The sequence below is a fragment of the Sulfitobacter sp. genome, from assembly GCF_036960155.1.
GTDB lineage: Bacteria > Pseudomonadota > Alphaproteobacteria > Rhodobacterales > Rhodobacteraceae > Sulfitobacter.
Genome location: NZ_JBALWB010000001.1, coordinates 18,175 through 37,783 on the forward strand (window position 1 = coordinate 18,175; position 19,609 = coordinate 37,783).

The following is a 19,609-nucleotide window of genomic DNA, read 5'->3' on the forward strand; positions in this document are numbered from 1 at the left end:
GCGGTTTTTGTTGAGACTTAGTTCTTAAGTTTGGCAAGCGCGGCCTCAATAGCGGTTATGACACTCTGACATGTCCCTGCGTTCTGCGCGTCAGCGTGGAGCATTCCGAAGGCGCCAATGTCGTTATCAAAGTACTTTCCAGACGCACCCGAAAACTCGTCCGACAAAGCTGCTTTATGGATGATTTCTGCACCAATTCTCAAATCATTACCTGCAATACCAAAGCCTTCTTTCACCATCTTGCTTGCCAGTAATGAACCAGGGTTCAATGCAACAATAACAGGCCCATCTTTGCGGGTTTCAGCAACGATCTCTGAAACAATGGCCGCAAACTCTTCGCGACGTCCTTCTTTGATTTTGGCTTCAACGATCCAACCAATGTGTTCGAACATCATATTTTTCCTTTTTCTTTATCCCAAGAAAAGGTCACTTCACCGCGCCTACTTCTGGGAATTACTGTGGCATCCGACTGGGGCGTTGCAATCGCACAGCCCACAAGTATCACCCCAAACTTCTGTTAAGCTTTTTGTATATTATATTTAAAACACGAGTAATATGGCACAAATAGAATTCAAAATTCGCGAAATGGATATAATCATATGAATACCGAAAGCGTACGTTTGTTCATCTTGGCTGCAGAAAAGTTGAACATCAGTTCCGCAGGGCGGGAACTGGGGTTTGCGCCCGCAGTGGCCAGTTCACGGCTTGCCAAGTTGGAAAAAACTATGGGGGCGGAACTGTTACATCGCTCAACGCGCAAAGTGACCTTATCATTGGAAGGGGCAGAGTTCCTGCCGTATGCAAAGGAAATGCTGGCACAAAAAGATGCTGCGTTGGCGGCATTGGGTCTGGGCAATCCCATTGTTACTGGCAAGCTGCGATTTGCGGCCCCAAGTACATTCGCTCAGCTCTACATCGCTCCGATATTGCCAAAGTTTCTAAAGCTACATCCTGGCATCAACCTCGATCTCAAACTTTCAGACACCCAAATGGATCTATTCGATGGCGGCTTTGATCTCGCACTTCGAAATATGGCCGTGGAGGATAGCAGCCTCAAGGCTCGAAAGCTGGCTGATGATACACGTATTCTGTGCGCTTCCCCCGCCTACACCGCGGACCACGGCGCTCCGCAACACCCAAATGATCTAAAAAAACATCAAGTGATGACATTTAACTGTGAGGCCGTGAAACGCTTTATCGATAGAGACGGTCAGATTGGGGAATTTGATCCGAAGCTGTCAGGTACAAGATTAACGTTCGATGATGGACTCAGCCAGAAAATCGCAACTATTGCGGGTGCTGGTATCTCTGAAAACTCAGTGTGGAGTGTACACCAGGAGCTGAAAAACGGTACTTTGCAACGCATATTGCCTGAGTATGTTGTGCATGATGAGACTGCGCTTTGGCTTGTTTACCCAAAGTCAAATGTTCTGACCGCGAAAGTACGGGTCTTTATCGATTTTCTGGTGGAAGAAGTTGGGAGCACTCTTTCATCCATCAACTCATCGACAAATGCCCGTTAGATGTTTCAGACCACAAATCGCAAAAGCTGACATCTGTTGGGACGTGGCGATAAGGTAGAGGGCTCTCCTTTCTGCCGCTCTCCGCTTTGCAGCGGCACGAACTCTCTGTCATTGACGGCAAGGTTAGTGTCTCAAATTTGGGATTAGACCCGTCTCATCAATGAGACGCACTTTTAAATGTTAGCCCCCATCTCATTTTGAGGCGGAAGATCATTCTTTTTGGCTGGCTTAGCCATTCTGACGTGACCTAGTGCCAAGCGTTAAATCAATGAAATTGATATTGTTTTGTCGGTTCATAATATCATGTGCGAGCACCCATCGGTTCAAATAAAAATACTGATCTGAGAGCACTCTAAGAGTCCGCCATATCTTCACTTTTACGCTCTTAGCAAAGCAATGGTCCTAATAACGGACTTACTTCACTAAACAATTCACTCATTTATGATTGCCTGATGGGAAATGGGCCATTATGGTATGATTCATGAAATACTTAATCCGCTATACGGACTTAAACTGACTTACATGGACATAGAGCCTCAGATATCGCCGAAACGTGGGGATGGTGCGCAAACCGTACTGCGTGCCGCAGATGTGCTGCGCTTGGTTGGCCGCCTCCGGTCGGCTCGGTTTTCGGATTTAGCGCGTGAGTCAGGGCTTCCAAATCCAACCTTACGGCGTTTGCTTGTCTCACTGATCGAGGCACAATTGGTACATCATGATAAAGAGCAAGCCCGATACCGTCTTGGCTCGGAGGCTTATGTTTTGGGTCAGCTTGCGCGACCTGATTTCGGCTTCCATGACTTGGCACGAGATAGCTTAGCGAGATTGGCTGTGTTGTCAGGGGATTGCGCGTTTTTGTCCGCGTTGGAGGGTTTATCCACGGTTTGCCTCCATAGGGAAGAAGGCCAGTACCCAATCCGCACCCATGTTCTGAACGTTGGGGACAGGCATCCATTGGGTTTGGGTGCGGCGGCACTGGCAATCCTAAGCATCCTGCCCGACGCCGAGGTAGAGGATATCTTGAACGCGAATGCCGAGAGCATTCGTAAGACACGTGCCGAACTTGATGTGCCCGCACTTTTGCAACAGGTCGCAGACGCGCGCGCAACGGGTGTGGCACTTAATCCGGGGCTGGTGTTCCCCGGCTCTTGGGCCATTGCTGCAGCGATCCGCGCTCCGTCGGGTGAAATTTTAGGTGCTCTCACAATTGCTGCGATCGAAAGCCGCATGACGCCAGAGCGTCAAAAAGAGTTAACCGGACCATTGCTGGACGAAGTCCAACGCATTGAAAAACTTCTCGCCAAGTTTGGGTCCGGCGGACTGAGTTTAGGAAAAAAGGGATAACGCCATGACACGAGATCAAGGAGATGCAGTTATTGTCGGCTGGGCCCATGGCCCTTTTGGCAAACTGGACGCCGAAGACATCGAAGCGCTGTTTGCAAGTGTTGGCACAGATGCATTGATCCACGCAGGCGTGGAGGCCGCGGACGTAGATTTTGTTACTGTCGGCGTTCTGAACGCTGGGTTTTCAAAACAGGGATTTGACGCGGGCCTTGTGTCCGTCGCAGTGCCGGGATTGGAGAACACCCCTGCTGTGCGTGTTGAAAACGCCTGCGCCACGGGAACGGCCGCGCTTTATACTGCGATTGATGCGATAGAAGCGGGACGCGCGCGCATCGCTTTGGTCATCGGCGCGGAAAAGATGACAGCCACCCCTACGGCAGAAGTCGGAGACATCTTGCTTGCAGGTGCTTATCGCAAGGAAGAGGACGGTTTGCCCGCTGGTTTTGCTGGGATATTCGGCCAGATCGCGGACAGTTATTTCCAGAAATACGGCGACAAATCTAAAGAACTGGCGATGATCGCTGCAAAAAACCATGCCAACGGCATGGGCAACCCATTTGCCCATATGCGCAAGGATTTCGGTGTCGATTTCTGCAATACCATCTCCGAAAAGAACCCCCGCGTTGCAGGCCCATTGCGGCGCACTGATTGCAGCCTTGTATCGGATGGCGCAGCGGCATTGGTGGTGACAGACCGTGCCACGGCAGAGGGATTAGCACGCGCTATCGCTTTCCGTGCCCGTGCGCATCAAAATGATATCTTCCCACTTTCGCGTCGGGATATGACCGCCTTTGACGGCGCACGGCGTGCTTGGGATAGTGCAAAGGAAACAGCTGGTATTACGTTGGATGATCTAGCTTTGGTTGAGACGCATGACTGCTTCACCATGGCCGAGATGATCGAATATGAGGCCATGGGCCTGACCAAACCCGGCGAGGGCTGGAAGGCCATCCGCGAGGGCGTGACCCAAAAAGACGGCAAGCTGCCGATGAACCCGTCTGGGGGATTGAAATCAAAAGGTCACCCCATTGGGGCGACGGGTGTATCGATGCATGTTTTGGCGTCAATGCAACTTATGGGTGAAGCGGGTGATATGCAGATCGCAGACGCCAACCTTGCCGGTGTGTTCAATATGGGTGGTGCTGCGGTAACCAATTACGTCTCAATTCTGGAACGCGTAAAATGACCGTCACCCCTGTTTCAACACGCACCATGAACCTTGCACATCTGGTCGAACAGAACGCGCGGCGGCTGGCGGACAAACCTGCTTTTGTGTGGGGTGACCAAAGTTGGACATGGGCCTCACTGGACGCACGTATCAAGGCGATGGCGGCAGTCTTTGCAGCACACGGGATTGCGAAAGGCGACCGGGTCCTTATCCAGTCGCGCAACAACAACCAGCTCTTTGAAAGCATGTTTGCGTGCTTTAGGCTTGGCGCTGTTTGGGTGCCTGCCAATTTTCGCGGCGCGCCGGATGATTTGACCTGGATGGCAGAATTATCTGGAGCCAAACTGTTGCTTTGTGACGCTGGCTTCCCGGATCACGCAGCGATAAAAGGGCCCACCACATGTCTTGCCATTGGCAAGGCGGACTTCGCCCCGGACATTGATGAATTGATGGCACAAGAAGGGATGCAGTCCCCTCCCCTTGCGCCTGTCGATCGTGATGATCCTTGTTGGTTCTTCTTTACCTCTGGAACGTCCGGACGGCCCAAAGCGTCGATCCTCACGCATGGGCAAGTTGGTTTTGTGATCAACAATCACCTATGTGATCTAGTGCCGGGCACAACACACGAAGATGCGTCGTTAGTCGTGGCACCCCTGTCACACGGGGCGGGTATGCATCAGTTGATGATGGCTGCGCGCGGTGTACCGACCATCCTGACCTCGGCCTCCAAATTTGACACCGGCGAGATCTGGTCGCTTGTCGAGAAATGGCAGATCACCAACATCTTTACGGTGCCGACCATCCTGAAAATGCTGGTTGAGGCACCAGAGGTTTCAGCGCATGACCATAGCTCGCTGCGCTATGTGATTTATGCAGGCGCGCCAATGTACCGTACCGATCAGATCAAAGCACTGAATGTATTAGGTCCGGTTCTTGTACAATATTTCGGCTTGGGCGAAGTCACGGGCAACATCACCGTTTTGCCGCCCTCTGAGCACTCAAGCGGCGAGGATGCGCGCATTGGCACATGCGGGTTCCCGCGCACTGGCATGCAGGTTGAAATTCAAGCTGAAGACGGGACCCCTTGCGCGCTTGGTGCGACGGGCGAGATATGTGTAACAGGCCCCGCCGTCTTTGCAGGGTATTGGCAGAACGCGGACGCGAACGAAAAGAGCTTTCGCAATGGCATGTTTCGGACGGGCGATCTTGGGCACATGGATGACCAAGGGTATTTGTACATCACAGGCCGCGAATCCGACATGTATATCTCGGGTGGGTCTAATATCTATCCGCGGGAAATCGAAGAAAAACTGCTGCTATGTCCGGACATCTCTGAGGCCGCAGTTTTTGGGATTCCTGATGAGAAATGGGGCGAAATTGGTATAGCTGTTGTCTCACCACGTGCAGGGGTCGATTTGCCTGCCGCCGAAGTGGAAGTATTTCTACAAGACAAGATAGCATCCTACAAAATGCCCAAAGCGTTCTACGTCTGGGATGAGATCCCTAAATCCGGGTACGGCAAAATGGCCAAACGTCTGGTACGGGCAGAGCTTGAACGTCGCTTGGCTGAGGATGCTGCATAATGCGTAGCGTCCTCCATCCGGGGCCAGTGCGCCGCACGCGCATGGATTTGGCTCCATGTGACGGGCGCCCCGTCGAGGTGACCTTGGCTGCGGGTATTCCGTTAGAAGATGCTGTGGCACAGGCTTTGGGCCCACTAGGGTTAGACAGTGCGTGGTTGGAAATATTCGATGCAGATGTTGAAAAACTGAACTACGTCATACCAGCAGAAGCACCGGACGACACGCACGTGGCGTGGTATTCCGACAAACGTGAATTCGCAAAGGGCAGGATCGATCATCTTGGGATGATCGTGGGGCGTCATGGCGACGTGTCGTTTCTGCATGGGCACGGCACATGGACACCTGATGGTGGCTTAGGTGCAATGGGTCATATACTTGCTCCACAGACCTATTTGGCAACTCCGGCCACAGCCCGTGGTATCGGTCTGGTTGGCGCGCGGTTTGATCGCCGAGCTGACGAAGAGACCAATTTTGACTTGTTCCATGTCGATCAAGTGGCCCTCGGAGGTGGTGAGTATGCAGCTGTGCGGTTGCTGCCCAATCAGGATTTCACCATGGGACTGGATGATGCCTGCGCCGCTCTTGGTTGGGCTGCCGCCCGTGTACATGGGATCGGCAGTGTGAATACGGCCCATTTTGAAAATGGGCAGGTACTGAACAGTCTGCCAACCGAATTTCTGATCACCGATGCCATTGCCGGAACTGGCGGGCCAGATGCAAAATCGGGGCCGGAGATCGTTATCGTCGGCACAGACGGTACGAAAATCCTATCGGGGCGTCTGTCCCGTGGAACAAACGCAGTCCTTGTGACGGCGGAACTGGTTCTCAGTCGATTAGACGTCTGAAGCCAAAATAAATTAGGGAGGAAATATTATGAAGCTTTCAAAATTCTCGATCGGTGCATCCGCACTGGCCATGAGCATGAGCGCGGCTGTGGCACAGGCGGAAACGCTAGATATGCAGGCCTATGTGCCCAATTCACTGCCTGTGCTGGGATCAGCCGGTGTCGATCTGGGCGAACGGGTCAAGCGCCTGACAGGCGGCGAAGTCGAAATCATCTATCACAACCCCGGCGAGTTGGCCCCAACGAATGAAATCTGGGACGGTGTTTCGACTGGTGCAATCACTGCTGGTTGGTACACACCGGGCCTTGCTGAAGGTATTATCCCGGCAGCCCCGTTGTTTACGGCGTTTCCTTTTGGACCCGGTGCTGTGGAATATACTGCGTGGTGGTACAATGGTGGCGGTGAGCAGCTATGGGCAGAACTGTCCGCGCCCTACAACATCCACTCGGAATTATGTGCGATGCTGGCCCCCGAAGCTTCGGGCTGGTTCAACAATGAAATCAATTCTCCTGCCGATCTGGCAGGCCTAAAAATGCGGATCTTCGGCCTTGGCGCATCAGTCATGGAAAAATTGGGCGCACAGGCGCAATCCATGGGTGTTGGCGACACGATGACAGGCCTGAACCTTGGTACACTTGACGCGGCTGAGATCAGCTTTCCTGCGATTGATTTGATGCTTGGCATGCAAGAACACGCGAAACACTATTACTTTCCCGGTTGGCATCAGCAGTCGTCTTTGGTCACCTTTATCGTCAACAAAGACGTTTGGGATGGTTTGGAAGATCAGCACCGTGCAGCCATCGAAGAAGTATGCGCCGCCAATGTCGCGCAAACCATCGCTGAGGGCGAGTCTATCCAGCTTGCGCCATTGGCCAGCCTCGAAGAACAAGGCGTTACCGTACACAAGTGGTCTGATGATATGCTCGCAGCCTTTAGCGGTGCATGGGATGAAGTTGTCGCTGAGCGCACAGCTTCGGACGCTGATTTCAAACGGGTTTGGGAACATGTTCAAGCATTCCGGGCAGACTATGCCACATGGGGTGATCTGGCTTACGTAGATTAAGGGGATCGGGCCGGAGGTGTTTCGCGCATCCGGCCCTTCACATAATTATTATGCTCAAACTTGCACATATTCTTGACCGCATTTGCGTCTATGCTGCGCGCATCGCGGGGCTTTTGCTACTCGGGCTGACAGCGGTTATATTATACGACGTCATAGGCCGTCGGTTCTTCAACACAGGTTCTGTGGCGCTGCAAGAACTGGAGTGGCACCTGCACGGCGCAATTGCTGTGCTTGGGTTTGGGTATGCCTATACGCGCAATGCCCATGTCCGCATTGATATTTTTCATCAAAATTTCTCAGACCGTTTAAAGCTGCGGCTTGAAATCGCAGGCATCTTACTGTTTCTGACACCTTTCCTGCTGGCCATTCTTTGGTACGGCTTTGACTTTGCCCACCGGTCTTTTATCCGCGGCGAAGGATCTTCTGGCGGACTTGGGCTTGATCATCGCTGGATCATCAAATCTGCTGTGCCGTTGTCCGCTTTGCTTGCGCTCTTTGGGGCGTGGTCTGTGTTGATCCGCGCCATCGCGACTTTACGCGGTGTGCGCACCTCCCCTTATGAAACGGCGGGTCTATGGAATTCCTGATCGAACTTCTGCCGGCTTTTATGTTTTTGGCCCTGATCCTTGCAATGTTCACAGGACTGCCTGTCGCTGCGGTCCTTGGTGGCGTCACAGTGATCTTTGCTGCAATTGCAGTAGCTTTGGGCGAAATGCGTCTGGTGCAAGCCTCGCTTTTGCCCAACCGAATTTTCGGCGGCTCCATTCAAAACCAAGTTCTGATCGCCGCACCGATGTTCATCTTTATGGGCATCCTGTTGGAAAAGAGCCGCATCGCCGAAGACCTATTGATCACGTTGCAAAAAATGTTGCGGGTTGTACCGGGCGGGTTGGCCCTTGCCGTAACGGCCATGGGAACCATCTTGGCTGCGGCCACGGGAATTATCGGCGCATCCGTCGTGATGCTGACGGTCATGGCCCTGCCCACTATGCTAAAGCGCGGCTATTCTCCGGAACTTGCTAGCGGCACAATTGTCTCAGCTGGGACTTTGGGTATCTTGATCCCGCCCTCTGTGATGTTGGTCTTTATGGGCGATATCCTAACGGTCAATCTGGCAAAGTTGTTTGTGGCCGCGCTGGTGCCGGGGCTGACATTGGCGTTGGCTTACATGGTTTACATCGTGATCGCGGCGTCCCTACGCCCCAGCATTGCACCGACCTTACCGCCGCTTAGCCCAGATGAGCGTAGCGGCATGTGGCGCGAAGCTGTTTTATCTTTTGCATTGCCTTTGATCCTGATCATCTCTGTGCTGGGGTCAATCCTTGGCGGGATCGCCACCCCTACTGAGGCGGCAGGCGTAGGCGCTTGCGGCGCGCTAACATTAGGTATTTTGCGCGGGCGCATGAACTTCACTGTTTTGGGCGAAGCAATGGACGGCTCTATCCGCACGTTGGCGATGTTGTTCTTTATCTTCATCGCAGCCACGGGCTTTGCCTATGTGTTTCGCTTGATCGGGGGGGAACATTTCATAGTCGAAACGGCCCGCAGTCTGGATATGGGCGATTGGGGCATTCTAGCGATGCTGATGCTGATGATCTTTCTTTTGGGTTTTTTCTTTGACTGGATCGAAATCACACTGATCATGTTGCCCATCGTAGCCCCCATTGTTGGGTTGATGGACCTTGGCGATCATGTGGCCAAGAACGATATGATCTACTGGTTTGCGATCCTCATGGCCGTGAATTTGCAAACGTCGTTTCTGACACCGCCATTCGGTTTTGCCTTGTTCTTCCTTAAAGGGGCTGCGGGCGATCAGATCAAAATGGGCCAAGTGTATCGCGGGATCATCCCGTTCATAATTATCCAAATTCTGGTACTTGCTTTAATTACTTGGCAGCCTTGGCTTGTGCTTTGGTTGCCCAATACGGTGTTGTGATGGATCGATTGAAAAACAAACGTGTCGCGATCATTGGGGCTGGGTCCGTAGGGGACGGCATTGGCAACGGCCGCGCGATTGCCATGCTGTTTGCGCGTGAAGGCGCACAAGTGCTGGCAGCGGATCGTGACCTTGGCGCAGCTCAGAACACTGTATCGCGGATCACACAGGATGACGGTACCGCGCAGGCCTTTGCCATGGATGCAACTGACCCCAAGGATGTGGATGCCCTTGTGGCCCGCGCGAACGCGCTTTGGGGCGGGATTGATATTCTTGTACATGTTGTTGGCATGAGCCTGCCCGGAGGCGTTTGTGAAACAGACCCGGACGACTGGGACCGCGTTTTTGATGTTAACCTCAAGAGCGCATATCTTGCCGCCCGCGCCGTCATTCCAGGGATGAAGCAGCAAGGTGGCGGCGCAATTGTGTTCCTTTCATCATTGGTCGCCACCTATTCAGGGCCATATTCTTACGTAGCTTATGAAGCTTCTAAGGCTGGGGTGAACCGGATGGGTCGTTCAATCGCGCGGGCACATGCACCTGATAATATCCGCGCAAACATCATCATGCCGGGCATGATCGACACTCCTCATGTCACAGCTTTCATCAGCGATGCCCAACGCGCGTCAAGTGCGGATCGCGCAGCATCAGTCCCCATGGGGCGGCAAGGAACCGCATGGGACATCGCAGAGGCTGCACTTTTCCTGTCCTCAGATGCGTCCAACTATATCACAGGCATCAGTCTACCTGTTGACGGTGGGCTTGGCGCATAATCCGCAAGCAACGGGTCCAAAACCAAACTGATACGGAAACCCGCACCTCGCCTTGGACCTTCTTGTTCCCAGCCGTTTCATTACGATTTCGCCCTTTAGTCGAGCCGATCTTAAAAGCGGTAAGCAACTTGAGAAAAGCGGTGCCCCACTCCATGTCGCTGTCTTTCTCGGCCCATCATCCTATCGCGTTATAGTCCAGCAAAAGTCGATCACGTCAGACCAACATATGTCGAGTGAGGTCAATTTTCAGGCAGAGAAGCGCAATGGTCTGGCAGGGACATCAAAAGCCTGCGACGCAGTGTCGAAACATCTGGCGAAAGAACAACTCCGTCCGCGCCTTGCACTGATCCACTGGGACGCCAGCCCGAACCTAGGAGCACAAACTCATAACTTTGATGGGAAAACGGTGAGTAACGGAAAGAGAAATCTGCAAAAGATGGCGGCCGCAAATCCCACATAGAAAGCAAATGCCGCAAACGGGGTGACGCCCGCTCAGGGGCGCTGGCATCTCGCCAAAAAGCGGTGTCTGTCCGGCCTGAAATTTGGTAATGAAGCGATAGGAAATCCCCGAGATCATCATACATTTCGGCCAACAAATCATTGTAGCGTTGTGCAAGCGGTAACATGAGCGCAGCATCAGGCCCAGGCGGAAACATTTCCACCAGTAAGCGGGATGCAAAATCTGCAAGAAAAAGCCCTGTTGATTCAAGTGGTTCTAAAAATCCGCCCGACAAACCAATGGCAACAACATTTCCCTGCCACTGCGCAGCGCGGTGGCCACTTTTGAACGTGATATGGCGGGCTTCAATGCCCTGAGCGGCCAATCCTTCGTCACGCCTCAGCGTTGCCTCCGCTTCTTCAGCAGAGCAATGTCGCGAGGAATATACATAACCGCGGCCACGACGATTGCGTAATCCAATGTCCCATGCCCAACCAGCTGGCAGTGCCTTTGCGCTTGTGAAGTTTGCGGGTGATGGGCTTTTTTCAGTATGTGGGACGCGAAATGTAACGGCAGCATCGCACAGCAACCTGTCCGCATAGCTCACCCAATCCGAGGTCTCAAACAACAACCCACGCTGGCCAGTGCAATCAATGTATAGGTCAGCTGTCATGACCTCCGCATCCGTGATCAACCCACTCACATACCCTTGTTCGTCCCGCATCACTTTTGTGACGTGCGCTGCGCGGCGGACAACGCCCTGTGGCGTTAAGTGATCCGCCATAAATTGTGCAAATGCGTCCGCATCCAAGTGATAGGCATATGGAACTGCGCACTCAAAATCCGGGTCTGTCCGCTGGCGGGGCGCCTTGTTCGCCGCAATAAGCGTAGGCTGGGCGGAGACAGTCTCAGCAAAGGCCATTTCCCCATCCGAGGCGAGCCAATCCGGTACAACACTGCGCAAATCCGGCCCCTGCATACGGTGAAAGGGATGGAGATACGAACTACCTTCACCAGACCAGCCGTCAAACCGGATACCCTGCTTAAACGTTGCATTACACGCGCGCAGGAACCCCGGCTCAGAAACGCCAAAGTTTTTTAGCATCGTGCGAAAAGTTGGGATTGTTGCTTCGCCAACACCAATCGGCGGTGTCTGGGGCGATTCAAGAACGGTAATACTTACAGGCCCGCGGCCCGCCCCGTTCAAACGGCTTTGAAGCGTTGCGGCGGCGATCCAACCAGCTGAACCACCGCCGACGACAAGTACTCGCATCAGATGACCTTATGCGTCAGACTTAACCTTCTTGGCTGCTTTGCCTTTGGGTGCAGCGGCACCTTCAGCAAGCCTGCGCGCCATCGGTGTCAGGTTATTGAGGGACTGGAGGTGGACATAGCAAAGCTCCAACTCGTCGGTTGATGCCATCTGAGCAAGCGTCTCGGGTGGCAGAGCCTTAAGCTTAGCGCGATTGATAGTGAAAAAGCCGCCAAGTTGAGAGGACTCGCCGCCTGGCAAGTTGAATTGCGCCTGTCCGGCGTCCAGCAAACCAAGTTCTTTCAGCCGGTTACAGAATATTTGCGTCCGATCGAACAGTGCTTGGTATTCACGCGCAAAGGTCAGCATAGACTCGAGATACTGTGTCCGGTTGCCGTCTGCGTCAAACAGGCGTTCGCCCTTGCCATCCTTGTTAAAACCATCGAACTCTTCGTCCATGCAAAGCGTAAACGTTTTACCATCTTCAGAGCGCGAAAAGACAAAGGGATAGCGGCGTAGAAAGGCCGGTATATAGCCACCGGTCCAGCTGCCGTCTTCTCCAACATTGCCATTAGCATTGTCGTGCATGCCTAGAATAACACTCGGGAATACAGTGTTCTCGTCACCAGCAAAAACAATGGCATGGTCTGTGGCCGCTGCAATGAACTCTGCCGCAAGAAGCGGTACAGAGTTCACCTCCCGCGCAAAGCTAAAATCTCCACCAGTGCGCACTGACCAGTCCCTATGCCGCTCCGAAGAGATTGGCACCGCACGTTCATAAATCATCAGCTGTCGTGACATGTGAATATTTTTCCTGTGTTAAAATCTTTATAACGTTATTTCTTTGTACTATCATCAACCTATAGCACAGACCGCATGGCACCTAACCTTTTCTAGGTTTGTTTTAGAGCGGGGAAAGAAGATCTTCTTCCCAGCCAAAGCGGTCTATATATGCGTTATTCAAACCAAGGCATTCGGTCGATCCACAGCTATCGCGGTGGCGGCAGTTGTTGAACCCGTTGCGGTCAAACTCGGTCCAAAAGGCGGGGTCAATGACGAGCATTGGTTGCGCATTAACGAGGGCGTCACCTAGATCAGTCAACAGACACTCGGGAAAGTTTTTCACTTCAACAAATCGACCTTGGGCACGCGCGGCAAGGATTGCATCGCGCAGGTAGGGCAGAATGTCACTGTGGGGCGCGCAAAGCTGTTTCTCATCGCTCTCGGCCATCGGCCAAAAGTTCCAAAACTCCATTTGCACCAGTTTTTTCAAATGTGACAACGCCGAGACCATCTGCGGTAATTCGCGATAACTAAGTGCTGTTACAACAGAATTCGTCAGCAAACGGACATCATCCTTGGTGTCGAGATAGGTAAGCCCTGCCATCATCTTGTCCCAAGCGCGTGGTACCTGCGTGATGGCGTCGTGGCTGTCACGGTTGCCCCCTGCAACGGAAACAAAAAATTCATTGACGCCAGCGTCCAGCAATCTGTCTGCATATTTAGGGCGCGACAGGTGGACGCCGTGAGTTTGAATGCGCACACGCTTGAACCCAGCCTCGCGTGCTCTGGTTGCCAAATTTGGCAGATCACGGTTCAACGTGATTTCTGATCCCGTCAGGACCAAGCCTTCCCAAAGGCCCTCATTTTTTTGTTGATCCAGAACATGTTGGAACAACCCGTCCGGTGTGGGTTGCAGGCGGTCCATTGTCCCCTCAATCATGCAATGCACGCACTTCAGGTTACAGCGAAACTCCATCGTGAGGGAGACATATTTATCATGATCACGCAGGGACATTCGCGGGCGCGTATGCTCCATCTGTGGCGGCGTGGTGACACCTGCCCGTACGCCAGCAACATCCACAGCTTGTCGCGCCCTCAAGGCACGATCAACAGGTGGCTTGTCAGATAAGCCCATAGTAGCTGCCTTTCACATAGCGCAGCCCACCAGCGGGGTCAGCGATCCAATCGTACCCTACATCAAAAAGCAGATGCGCGAAACGATGCTGATTTTCGTTCAAAAAATGCTGCAACGGATCTGGAAAGTCTAAAACATCCAAAAAATCGACAACTTCGGCGACGGGTATCCGCGAAAAATATAGCGAGTCACTATGACGCTTGTTGGCCACAACAATCGTCTGTGCTGTCATCTGAGGCCACAAAATGTCCTCCATCCGCAAATCGGGTGCCCCAAGAAAAGCAGTAGAGGCGATCTTTGCTCGAATATCTTCAGCATGATCTTTTGCGTTGAAGAAAAAGTAGAAATTACGCAATTCTCTACCCTTTTCTGACACGCCGTAGCAAATGCCTGACGACACGGCACTTCCAGGGTTACCAACATAGATGTCGATCTGATCAATTGGCGCATCTGCGTTCACATGTTGTGCTGTCAGCTCTACAGAATACATAAAGTAGGGTATCTGATCTGCGTCCAGCGGGGCCGTGATGGGCACGATACCCTGCGTGGCGCGTGCAAGGGCCCTTGTATCAAACCCACGATCCAAACGCGCATAATCATAGAAATAGAATTCCCAGCTAAGTTTGCCACCTGCATGTTTGATCCCCCAAACCGTTTTGAACGGCCCACTGGCTGCTTGCAACGCGTCACAAAAGGCAATCATCCGGTCAGAGGCACCCGCCACCTCGAAAGAGTGATAAAGTAACGCAGACGACTGCCAACTATCCGCGTTGGACAGCGCCGGAGGATCATAGGGCCACAGACAATAATCTAACGAGGGATCAGACCGCCGTGCAGGTTTAATCCGATCAGCAAGGGTCCAACTGCGGTCTGTCATAGCGCACCCATCAAGCGGTGTGCGCCGTGATAAAGGGTGCCAAACGGCGTGCCATCCCGTGTTGTGCCTGCTGCGACATGGCCCAGCTTGTCGTTAGCGCGCGAGCGCAGATAGGTAACCACGTCATCGCCCCCGCCTAAAAAATCAGACAGGAGATCATGATGTTCCCCAAGGGTCGCACCACTTTCGGACAGGTTGATATCAATGGAACGACGCGGGCTGCCAGGCTCCACAACTTCTAGAAAACGCAACGCCATGTGGATGCGCGTCAGATCGGCCAAGCGTAACATCGCACTGCGTACACGGCCCTCGGGGACGACTTCGCACAGCAGATCGTCCTGTGCCTTCGGTTTCAATTCATCGCGGTCAAGATACAATGTCTCTGCAAAAGTTCCGCCTCGCCGCCACTTGATCGCAAGAAAGGTCAAGTCTGGTTGCGGCCGCCTGTCGACATCAAATTCAAGATAGCACTTGATCAAGGCACCACGTGGATCTGGCTCATAGCCAAAATGTACAGAACGAGAGCCCGATTGTATGCGGTCAAGCCGCGCCAACCCTTCTGGTGGCACATCTAGATCAATCAACATCTGGCGCAACTTGCCTTTAGGTCCAGGCCCCAGTGCTGCGCGTGGAAAACTGACAAGATAGCGCTCGTTGACCAACTTTCCTTCCACAACCTTGACCGAAGGCTCACAAAGCAACGGGTGTTCAACCTGTTCAAGCGTCGTTCTTAGGCGGGCATCAAGCTCGCAATGCGGCATCGAGCTTCTCATTCCAACTGCCCTGAAACAGCCAAAAGGTCACCAAGTGAGCGGTCCGCCTCCAGTAAATCCAGTCGCATGCGTGCATGGATCTTTTCGATCTTGCGTTGGCGTAATCGGAAAAAGAAACCTGCTAACCGCGGGCTTGCCAGTCTAACAAACCTTGCTGCGCGTCTGGCATACCGCGCGGAATTCGAACGCATCAATTCGTCACCAAGGGACAAAAACACCTCAACCTGACCCGGATCACCCTGCCTGCCGCAGCGCCCTTCAAGTTGGCGATCGACCCTGCGACTGTCGTGCCGCTCGCTCAGGATAACGTGCAAACCACCAAGTTTAGTCACCCCTGCCCCCAATTTTATGTCAGTACCTCGCCCAGCCATGTTAGTCGCGACAGTTACGGCCCCGGATTGGCCGGCACGCGTGATCAGTGCTGCCTCGTCCGCATCCTGACGCGCATTGAGTACGTCATGCGCCACCCCCAGCTGCTCCAGCGCAACACTTGCCGCTTCTGACGCAGCAACAGAGCGGGTGCCAATCAGGACAGGCACGCCCTTGTGGTTCAAATCGCGCGCCCGTGCAGCAATGGCCTGCCACTTAGATTGTTCTGTTTTCATGACGCGATCACGCGCAAACCGTCGGATGTCTGGACGGTTGGTGGGTATACGCGCAACCTTCAATCCGTAAACCGAGTAAAGTTCCCACGCGGCATCACGCGCTGTCCCTGTCATCCCCGCAACTCGACCGTAGCGGCGAAAAAACCGCTGATACGTGATGCGTGACAGGGTCTCACGCAGGTCCGACAGTTCCAGTCCTTCTTTTAATTCGATCATCTGGTGCAGGCCCTCTGACCAGCTTCGATCCTCCTGCACCCGGCCTGTATTTTCATCCACGATCTGCACGGCATCATCTTTTATAATGTAGTCCTCATCACGATGAAACAGATGCAGGGCGGTCAGCGCTTGCACCACTGCCTGTTCACGAATGACTGGCACGCCAAACGCGCCTTCGCTGTCAGCTGCGATCTCGTCGAGCTGATTCAACCCTCGTTTTGACACCACCACACGGCGTTCGTTGGCCAAGACCTTATAGTCAGGGCCCTCTTGAAGGTGCTTTGCGGCGGCCATCGCATTTTGGAACATTTCAACGTCATGTCCCTGCCCCTGTGACACCGCGCCAGAAATCACCAGCGGTGTGCGCGCCTCATCCACCAGAACGCTGTCGGCTTCATCGATCAACGCAAAGTGCAGGCCGTTCATCCGCAATGCGCCGCCGATCTGTTTTCCAGAAATTCGCTCAATTTTTCGGTGCAGGTTACCTGGCTGGCGACGCAAAACCATTCTGTCACGCAGATAGTCAAACGCGATCTCTTTGTTGGCGCCATGCACAACCGCGCGCTTGTATATCTGTTGACGTTCTTCTTCAGATTGCCCTTCAAGGATCACGCCAACGTCCAGACCCAGAAACGCGTAGACGGGCTGCATCAGCTCGGCGTCGCGTTCGGCAAGATAATCGTTGACGGTAATGACATGCACCGGCACGCCCCCCAGCGCCATGGTTGCGACGGCCAGCGTCGCACATAGCGTCTTGCCCTCCCCCGTCCGCATCTCGGCTATCTGGCCCTGCATCATCGCGTAGGCACCCATGATTTGTACATCATAGTGGCGCATACCCAAGGTACGATGAGCGACTTCACGCACCAGCGCAAATGACTGCCCCAACACGGCAGTACGTGGTTTTCCCGACAACAACGCCTGCCGCAATTCTGCACGAAAAGACTGAGCATGCGCCGTAAGCGCTGCATCATCGAGTTTTTCAAATGTGCCCGCATGACGGCGCACCGCGCGTAAGATGGGTTTCAACCTCCTACTGCGCCCCGCCGATCCACGAGAGATAACAGCGCCCAGAATTTTGCGTCCAATCCGGTCCAGCGCTTCCTCTTTTACATCCGGCCGTTCATCGTAGGTGATGACATCCGGCAGGTGCAGCCTGCGGCCATGGGGGGAAACCGCATGATCAGACATTGAACCGTGCCAAGAAAAGCTGTCGCAGGCTACGTCCGATCCTAAATCCCAAAGGTGTATCACCGTGATCAAAGCGCACAATCGCGCGCTCACCAACCATTGCGGGACCAACAGCAACGCTGGGGCTGATATCAAAGACAAAAAGGCTTTGTAGGCTGCGCCGTCCTGTAGGGTCGGAGGGATCGCTTGCGAAGGCTCCCCCTGCGTCCGAGGACAATGCAGGTGATGGAAGGATGGGGCGGCTTTCAGGGGCCGCGCCGATGATTTGCGCCGGCAATACTGTCGCCAGCGCGCGATGCATCCTGACCTCAACACCGATACTACCGCGCACCAGTTCCGCCATATCTTGAGGCACCGCAACCCGTAGGCGAAGCCCCTCATCCTTCATCAGATACCCCAGCACGGCACCCTTTTTTACATGCCGCCCCGGCAGGTCATCGGCGTTAGGGATCAAGGCACGCCCTGGATAAGCCGCTTTGACAACCAGTGCAGCACTACGTTCCTCAAATAGCGCAAGCCGCCCTTCTAGATGGCGCACCTGTTCGCGCAAAAGATTGGCTTGAACCACGTTTGATCCACTCACCCCCTGAAGGCGTAGCTTGATTTCTTGCAGCCGCGCACGCGCAAGCTGTGTCTGCGAAACCAGATTTGGATCAGCCATTGTCACGATGACCTCATCTGTGACCACTGGCCTATTTTCCAGTGACGCGATCGCCACAAATCCATCAGTGGATGCGCGCAGAACTTCACCTTCATCCAACCAAACCACCCCAATCGCCAGCGTCCTATGAGGCACTGGAACGGCAAAAATCACAGCCATGACACTGATAAATAATGCAGCACTCAGCGTTAACGCACGGCCCCTTTTTTCGCGCAGGTTAGGCCCGATGACGAGAAATTTCAGGCCTTTGAAAATGGGCACAACAAGCACGTTTGATATGGCCCAAATTGCGAGGATTGTGCCGATCACAAAGAACTTCTGCGCCACAAAAAGAGAGATCGCGATGGACACAGACATGCGGTAGAAAAACGCCGCTATGGAATAGAATAGAAACCACAGCCTTTCGCCGCGCGCAGTCACAGGGTTGGCCGCGTCTTTGAGGCCAAACAGATACCGCTGCACGATGTACCAGAAATACTTGCTTGAGCGTTGGCCGAGGTTCGGTATCTCCAACGCATCCGCCAGCACAAAATAACCGTCAAACCGCAGCAGCGGATTCCCATTGAAAAGCAGCGTAGAGACGCCGCCTATCAACATCACATTGAATGCAAACGCGCGCACTAACCCTGGTTCTACGTTGATCCAGACGATCATCGCGATGGCAGCCAACGCCAATTCCACCATGATACCTGCGCCACCGACAATAACCCGACGCCATTTCTCGGGAAAAGCCGCAGAAGATGACGCATCCACATAGGGCACTGGAATGAATACAAGGAACATCAATCCGATTTCATGCACCTCACCTCCCCAGACCTTGGTGGCATAGGCATGTCCCAGCTCATGAATGGCTTTGATCAGCGGATAAGCTAGTGCAATTAGTGCAATATTCTCTGCCGACAGAATCCGGTCGCTCAACCCTCCGGTCAGCCCGCCCCAGTTTAGCGCAACAAGCGTAACGCCCGTGAAAATTAGCGCTGCCCACAGCATAAATCCCCAGACCGTGAACAGCCAGCGAACCATCCACAATGTCGCCCCCAAAAATCGGTCAGGGTCAAACAGCGGAAAACGCAACGCCAATGGGTTGCGCAGGCGTGACATCAACGATTTGCGCGTTTGATCATGGTGCCTTTGACCCATTTCCGCGATGTCGGGGGGCATATCGCCTGCGATCAGGTCTGCGTGGTGCAACTGAGACAGCAGGCGTATCACCTCGGCTTGTGTGGGTGGATCATCTGGGTATTGGGTGCAGGCTGTCTCCCATAGAACTTGCAAGCTGCGGCGCCCATCCATCAGGCTGGCGATAAGGTTGGCAGCAGGGCTTAATCGAAAGTACTTTCCCGAGTGTAGATCTTGAACGATGAACCACGTATCGCCCCGAAACCTTTGACGGTGAATTTCGACATGGCTGCGCAAGCGCGGGCGCATTGGCCCGACCCTGT

The 19,609-nt window shown here is 53.6% G+C and carries 17 protein-coding genes; 9 read left to right on the forward strand and 8 right to left on the reverse strand.

Annotated elements, in window-relative coordinates; all coding sequences use genetic code 11:
• Nucleotides 1–17 precede the first annotated feature (17 nt).
• The gene (locus V7775_RS00085; RefSeq protein WP_335749816.1) at nt 18–392 is read right to left on the reverse strand and encodes a hypothetical protein; all 375 of its coding nucleotides are present in this window, start codon (nt 390–392) and stop codon (nt 18–20) included.
• Between the two features lie 207 nt (nt 393–599).
• Here V7775_RS00085 and V7775_RS00090 point away from each other — a divergent pair, with 207 nt between their 5' ends.
• The 9 genes from V7775_RS00090 to V7775_RS00130 all read left to right on the forward strand — a co-directional run bounded on the left by V7775_RS00090 (nt 600) and on the right by V7775_RS00130 (nt 10,235).
• On the forward strand, nt 600–1,523 hold the full coding sequence (locus tag V7775_RS00090; RefSeq protein ID WP_335749817.1) for a LysR family transcriptional regulator: 924 nt from the start codon (nt 600–602) through the stop codon (nt 1,521–1,523).
• A 474-nt stretch (nt 1,524–1,997) separates the two neighbouring features.
• A complete protein-coding gene (locus V7775_RS00095) occupies nt 1,998–2,867 on the forward strand; it encodes an IclR family transcriptional regulator (RefSeq protein WP_335749818.1) in 870 nt (289 codons plus the stop codon).
• A gap of 4 nt (nt 2,868–2,871) precedes the next feature.
• Nucleotides 2,872–4,053, forward strand: a complete 1,182-nt coding sequence (locus V7775_RS00100; RefSeq protein ID WP_335749819.1) for an acetyl-CoA acetyltransferase — start codon at nt 2,872–2,874, stop codon at nt 4,051–4,053.
• Nucleotides 4,050–5,618: an acyl-CoA synthetase gene (locus V7775_RS00105; RefSeq protein ID WP_335749820.1), complete on the forward strand. Its 1,569-nt coding sequence runs from the start codon at nt 4,050–4,052 to the stop codon at nt 5,616–5,618. Before V7775_RS00100 ends, V7775_RS00105 begins: the two co-directional genes overlap by 4 nt.
• Nucleotides 5,618–6,463 (forward strand): hypothetical protein, encoded by an 846-nt coding sequence (locus V7775_RS00110; protein ID WP_335749821.1) that lies wholly within the window; start codon nt 5,618–5,620, stop codon nt 6,461–6,463. Before V7775_RS00105 ends, V7775_RS00110 begins: the two co-directional genes overlap by 1 nt.
• 28 nt (nt 6,464–6,491) lie before the next feature.
• Nucleotides 6,492–7,526: a TRAP transporter substrate-binding protein gene (locus V7775_RS00115; protein ID WP_335749822.1), complete on the forward strand. Its 1,035-nt coding sequence runs from the start codon at nt 6,492–6,494 to the stop codon at nt 7,524–7,526.
• 50 nt (nt 7,527–7,576) lie between these two features.
• Nucleotides 7,577–8,113, forward strand: a complete 537-nt coding sequence (locus tag V7775_RS00120) for a TRAP transporter small permease subunit (protein ID WP_335749823.1) — start codon at nt 7,577–7,579, stop codon at nt 8,111–8,113.
• Nucleotides 8,101–9,462, forward strand: coding sequence for a TRAP transporter large permease (locus tag V7775_RS00125; protein ID WP_335749824.1), 1,362 nt, complete (start codon nt 8,101–8,103; stop codon nt 9,460–9,462). Before V7775_RS00120 ends, V7775_RS00125 begins: the two co-directional genes overlap by 13 nt.
• Nucleotides 9,462–10,235: an SDR family NAD(P)-dependent oxidoreductase gene (locus V7775_RS00130; RefSeq protein ID WP_335749825.1), complete on the forward strand. Its 774-nt coding sequence runs from the start codon at nt 9,462–9,464 to the stop codon at nt 10,233–10,235. The genes V7775_RS00125 and V7775_RS00130 overlap by 1 nt, the downstream gene beginning before the upstream one ends.
• A 239-nt stretch (nt 10,236–10,474) precedes the next feature.
• Here the strand turns inward: V7775_RS00130 and V7775_RS00135 are convergent, their stop codons facing one another.
• The 7 genes from V7775_RS00135 to V7775_RS00165 all read right to left on the reverse strand — a co-directional run bounded on the left by V7775_RS00135 (nt 10,475) and on the right by V7775_RS00165 (nt 19,595).
• Entirely contained in the window at nt 10,475–11,947 is a 1,473-nt protein-coding gene (locus V7775_RS00135) for a tryptophan halogenase family protein (protein WP_335749826.1), read from the reverse strand.
• A gap of 9 nt (nt 11,948–11,956) precedes the next feature.
• Complete coding sequence (locus V7775_RS00140) at nt 11,957–12,727, reverse strand: SapC family protein (RefSeq protein ID WP_335749827.1); 771 nt, start codon at nt 12,725–12,727, stop codon at nt 11,957–11,959.
• 103 nt (nt 12,728–12,830) lie between these two features.
• Nucleotides 12,831–13,844: a radical SAM protein gene (locus V7775_RS00145; RefSeq protein ID WP_335749828.1), complete on the reverse strand. Its 1,014-nt coding sequence runs from the start codon at nt 13,842–13,844 to the stop codon at nt 12,831–12,833.
• Nucleotides 13,831–14,721, reverse strand: coding sequence for a hypothetical protein (locus V7775_RS00150; RefSeq protein WP_335749829.1), 891 nt, complete (start codon nt 14,719–14,721; stop codon nt 13,831–13,833). Before V7775_RS00150 ends, V7775_RS00145 begins: the two co-directional genes overlap by 14 nt.
• On the reverse strand, nt 14,718–15,494 hold the full coding sequence (locus V7775_RS00155; protein WP_335749830.1) for a hypothetical protein: 777 nt from the start codon (nt 15,492–15,494) through the stop codon (nt 14,718–14,720). Before V7775_RS00155 ends, V7775_RS00150 begins: the two co-directional genes overlap by 4 nt.
• A complete protein-coding gene (locus V7775_RS00160) occupies nt 15,491–17,506 on the reverse strand; it encodes a preprotein translocase subunit SecA (RefSeq protein ID WP_335749831.1) in 2,016 nt (671 codons plus the stop codon). The genes V7775_RS00155 and V7775_RS00160 overlap by 4 nt, the downstream gene beginning before the upstream one ends.
• A complete protein-coding gene (locus V7775_RS00165) occupies nt 17,499–19,595 on the reverse strand; it encodes a PqqD family peptide modification chaperone (RefSeq protein WP_335749832.1) in 2,097 nt (698 codons plus the stop codon). The genes V7775_RS00160 and V7775_RS00165 overlap by 8 nt, the downstream gene beginning before the upstream one ends.
• Between the last annotated feature and the right edge of the window lie 14 nt (nt 19,596–19,609).

Excerpts from the sequence above, each read along its gene's own strand:
- V7775_RS00085 (WP_335749816.1), bottom strand. The coding sequence starts at position 392 with ATGTTCGAACACATTGGTTGGATCGTTGAAGCCAAAATCAAAGAAGGA.
- V7775_RS00090 (WP_335749817.1), top strand. The coding sequence starts at position 600 with ATGAATACCGAAAGCGTACGTTTGTTCATCTTGGCTGCAGAAAAGTTG.
- V7775_RS00095 (WP_335749818.1), top strand. The coding sequence starts at position 1,998 with ATGATTCATGAAATACTTAATCCGCTATACGGACTTAAACTGACTTAC.
- V7775_RS00100 (WP_335749819.1), top strand. The coding sequence starts at position 2,872 with ATGACACGAGATCAAGGAGATGCAGTTATTGTCGGCTGGGCCCATGGC.
- V7775_RS00105 (WP_335749820.1), top strand. The coding sequence starts at position 4,050 with ATGACCGTCACCCCTGTTTCAACACGCACCATGAACCTTGCACATCTG.
- V7775_RS00110 (WP_335749821.1), top strand. The coding sequence starts at position 5,618 with ATGCGTAGCGTCCTCCATCCGGGGCCAGTGCGCCGCACGCGCATGGAT.
- V7775_RS00115 (WP_335749822.1), top strand. The coding sequence starts at position 6,492 with ATGAAGCTTTCAAAATTCTCGATCGGTGCATCCGCACTGGCCATGAGC.
- V7775_RS00120 (WP_335749823.1), top strand. The coding sequence starts at position 7,577 with ATGCTCAAACTTGCACATATTCTTGACCGCATTTGCGTCTATGCTGCG.
- V7775_RS00125 (WP_335749824.1), top strand. The coding sequence starts at position 8,101 with ATGGAATTCCTGATCGAACTTCTGCCGGCTTTTATGTTTTTGGCCCTG.
- V7775_RS00130 (WP_335749825.1), top strand. The coding sequence starts at position 9,462 with ATGGATCGATTGAAAAACAAACGTGTCGCGATCATTGGGGCTGGGTCC.
- V7775_RS00135 (WP_335749826.1), bottom strand. The coding sequence starts at position 11,947 with ATGCGAGTACTTGTCGTCGGCGGTGGTTCAGCTGGTTGGATCGCCGCC.
- V7775_RS00140 (WP_335749827.1), bottom strand. The coding sequence starts at position 12,727 with ATGTCACGACAGCTGATGATTTATGAACGTGCGGTGCCAATCTCTTCG.
- V7775_RS00145 (WP_335749828.1), bottom strand. The coding sequence starts at position 13,844 with ATGGGCTTATCTGACAAGCCACCTGTTGATCGTGCCTTGAGGGCGCGA.
- V7775_RS00150 (WP_335749829.1), bottom strand. The coding sequence starts at position 14,721 with ATGACAGACCGCAGTTGGACCCTTGCTGATCGGATTAAACCTGCACGG.
- V7775_RS00155 (WP_335749830.1), bottom strand. The coding sequence starts at position 15,494 with ATGAGAAGCTCGATGCCGCATTGCGAGCTTGATGCCCGCCTAAGAACG.
- V7775_RS00160 (WP_335749831.1), bottom strand. The coding sequence starts at position 17,506 with ATGTCTGATCATGCGGTTTCCCCCCATGGCCGCAGGCTGCACCTGCCG.
- V7775_RS00165 (WP_335749832.1), bottom strand. The coding sequence starts at position 19,595 with ATGCGCCCGCGCTTGCGCAGCCATGTCGAAATTCACCGTCAAAGGTTT.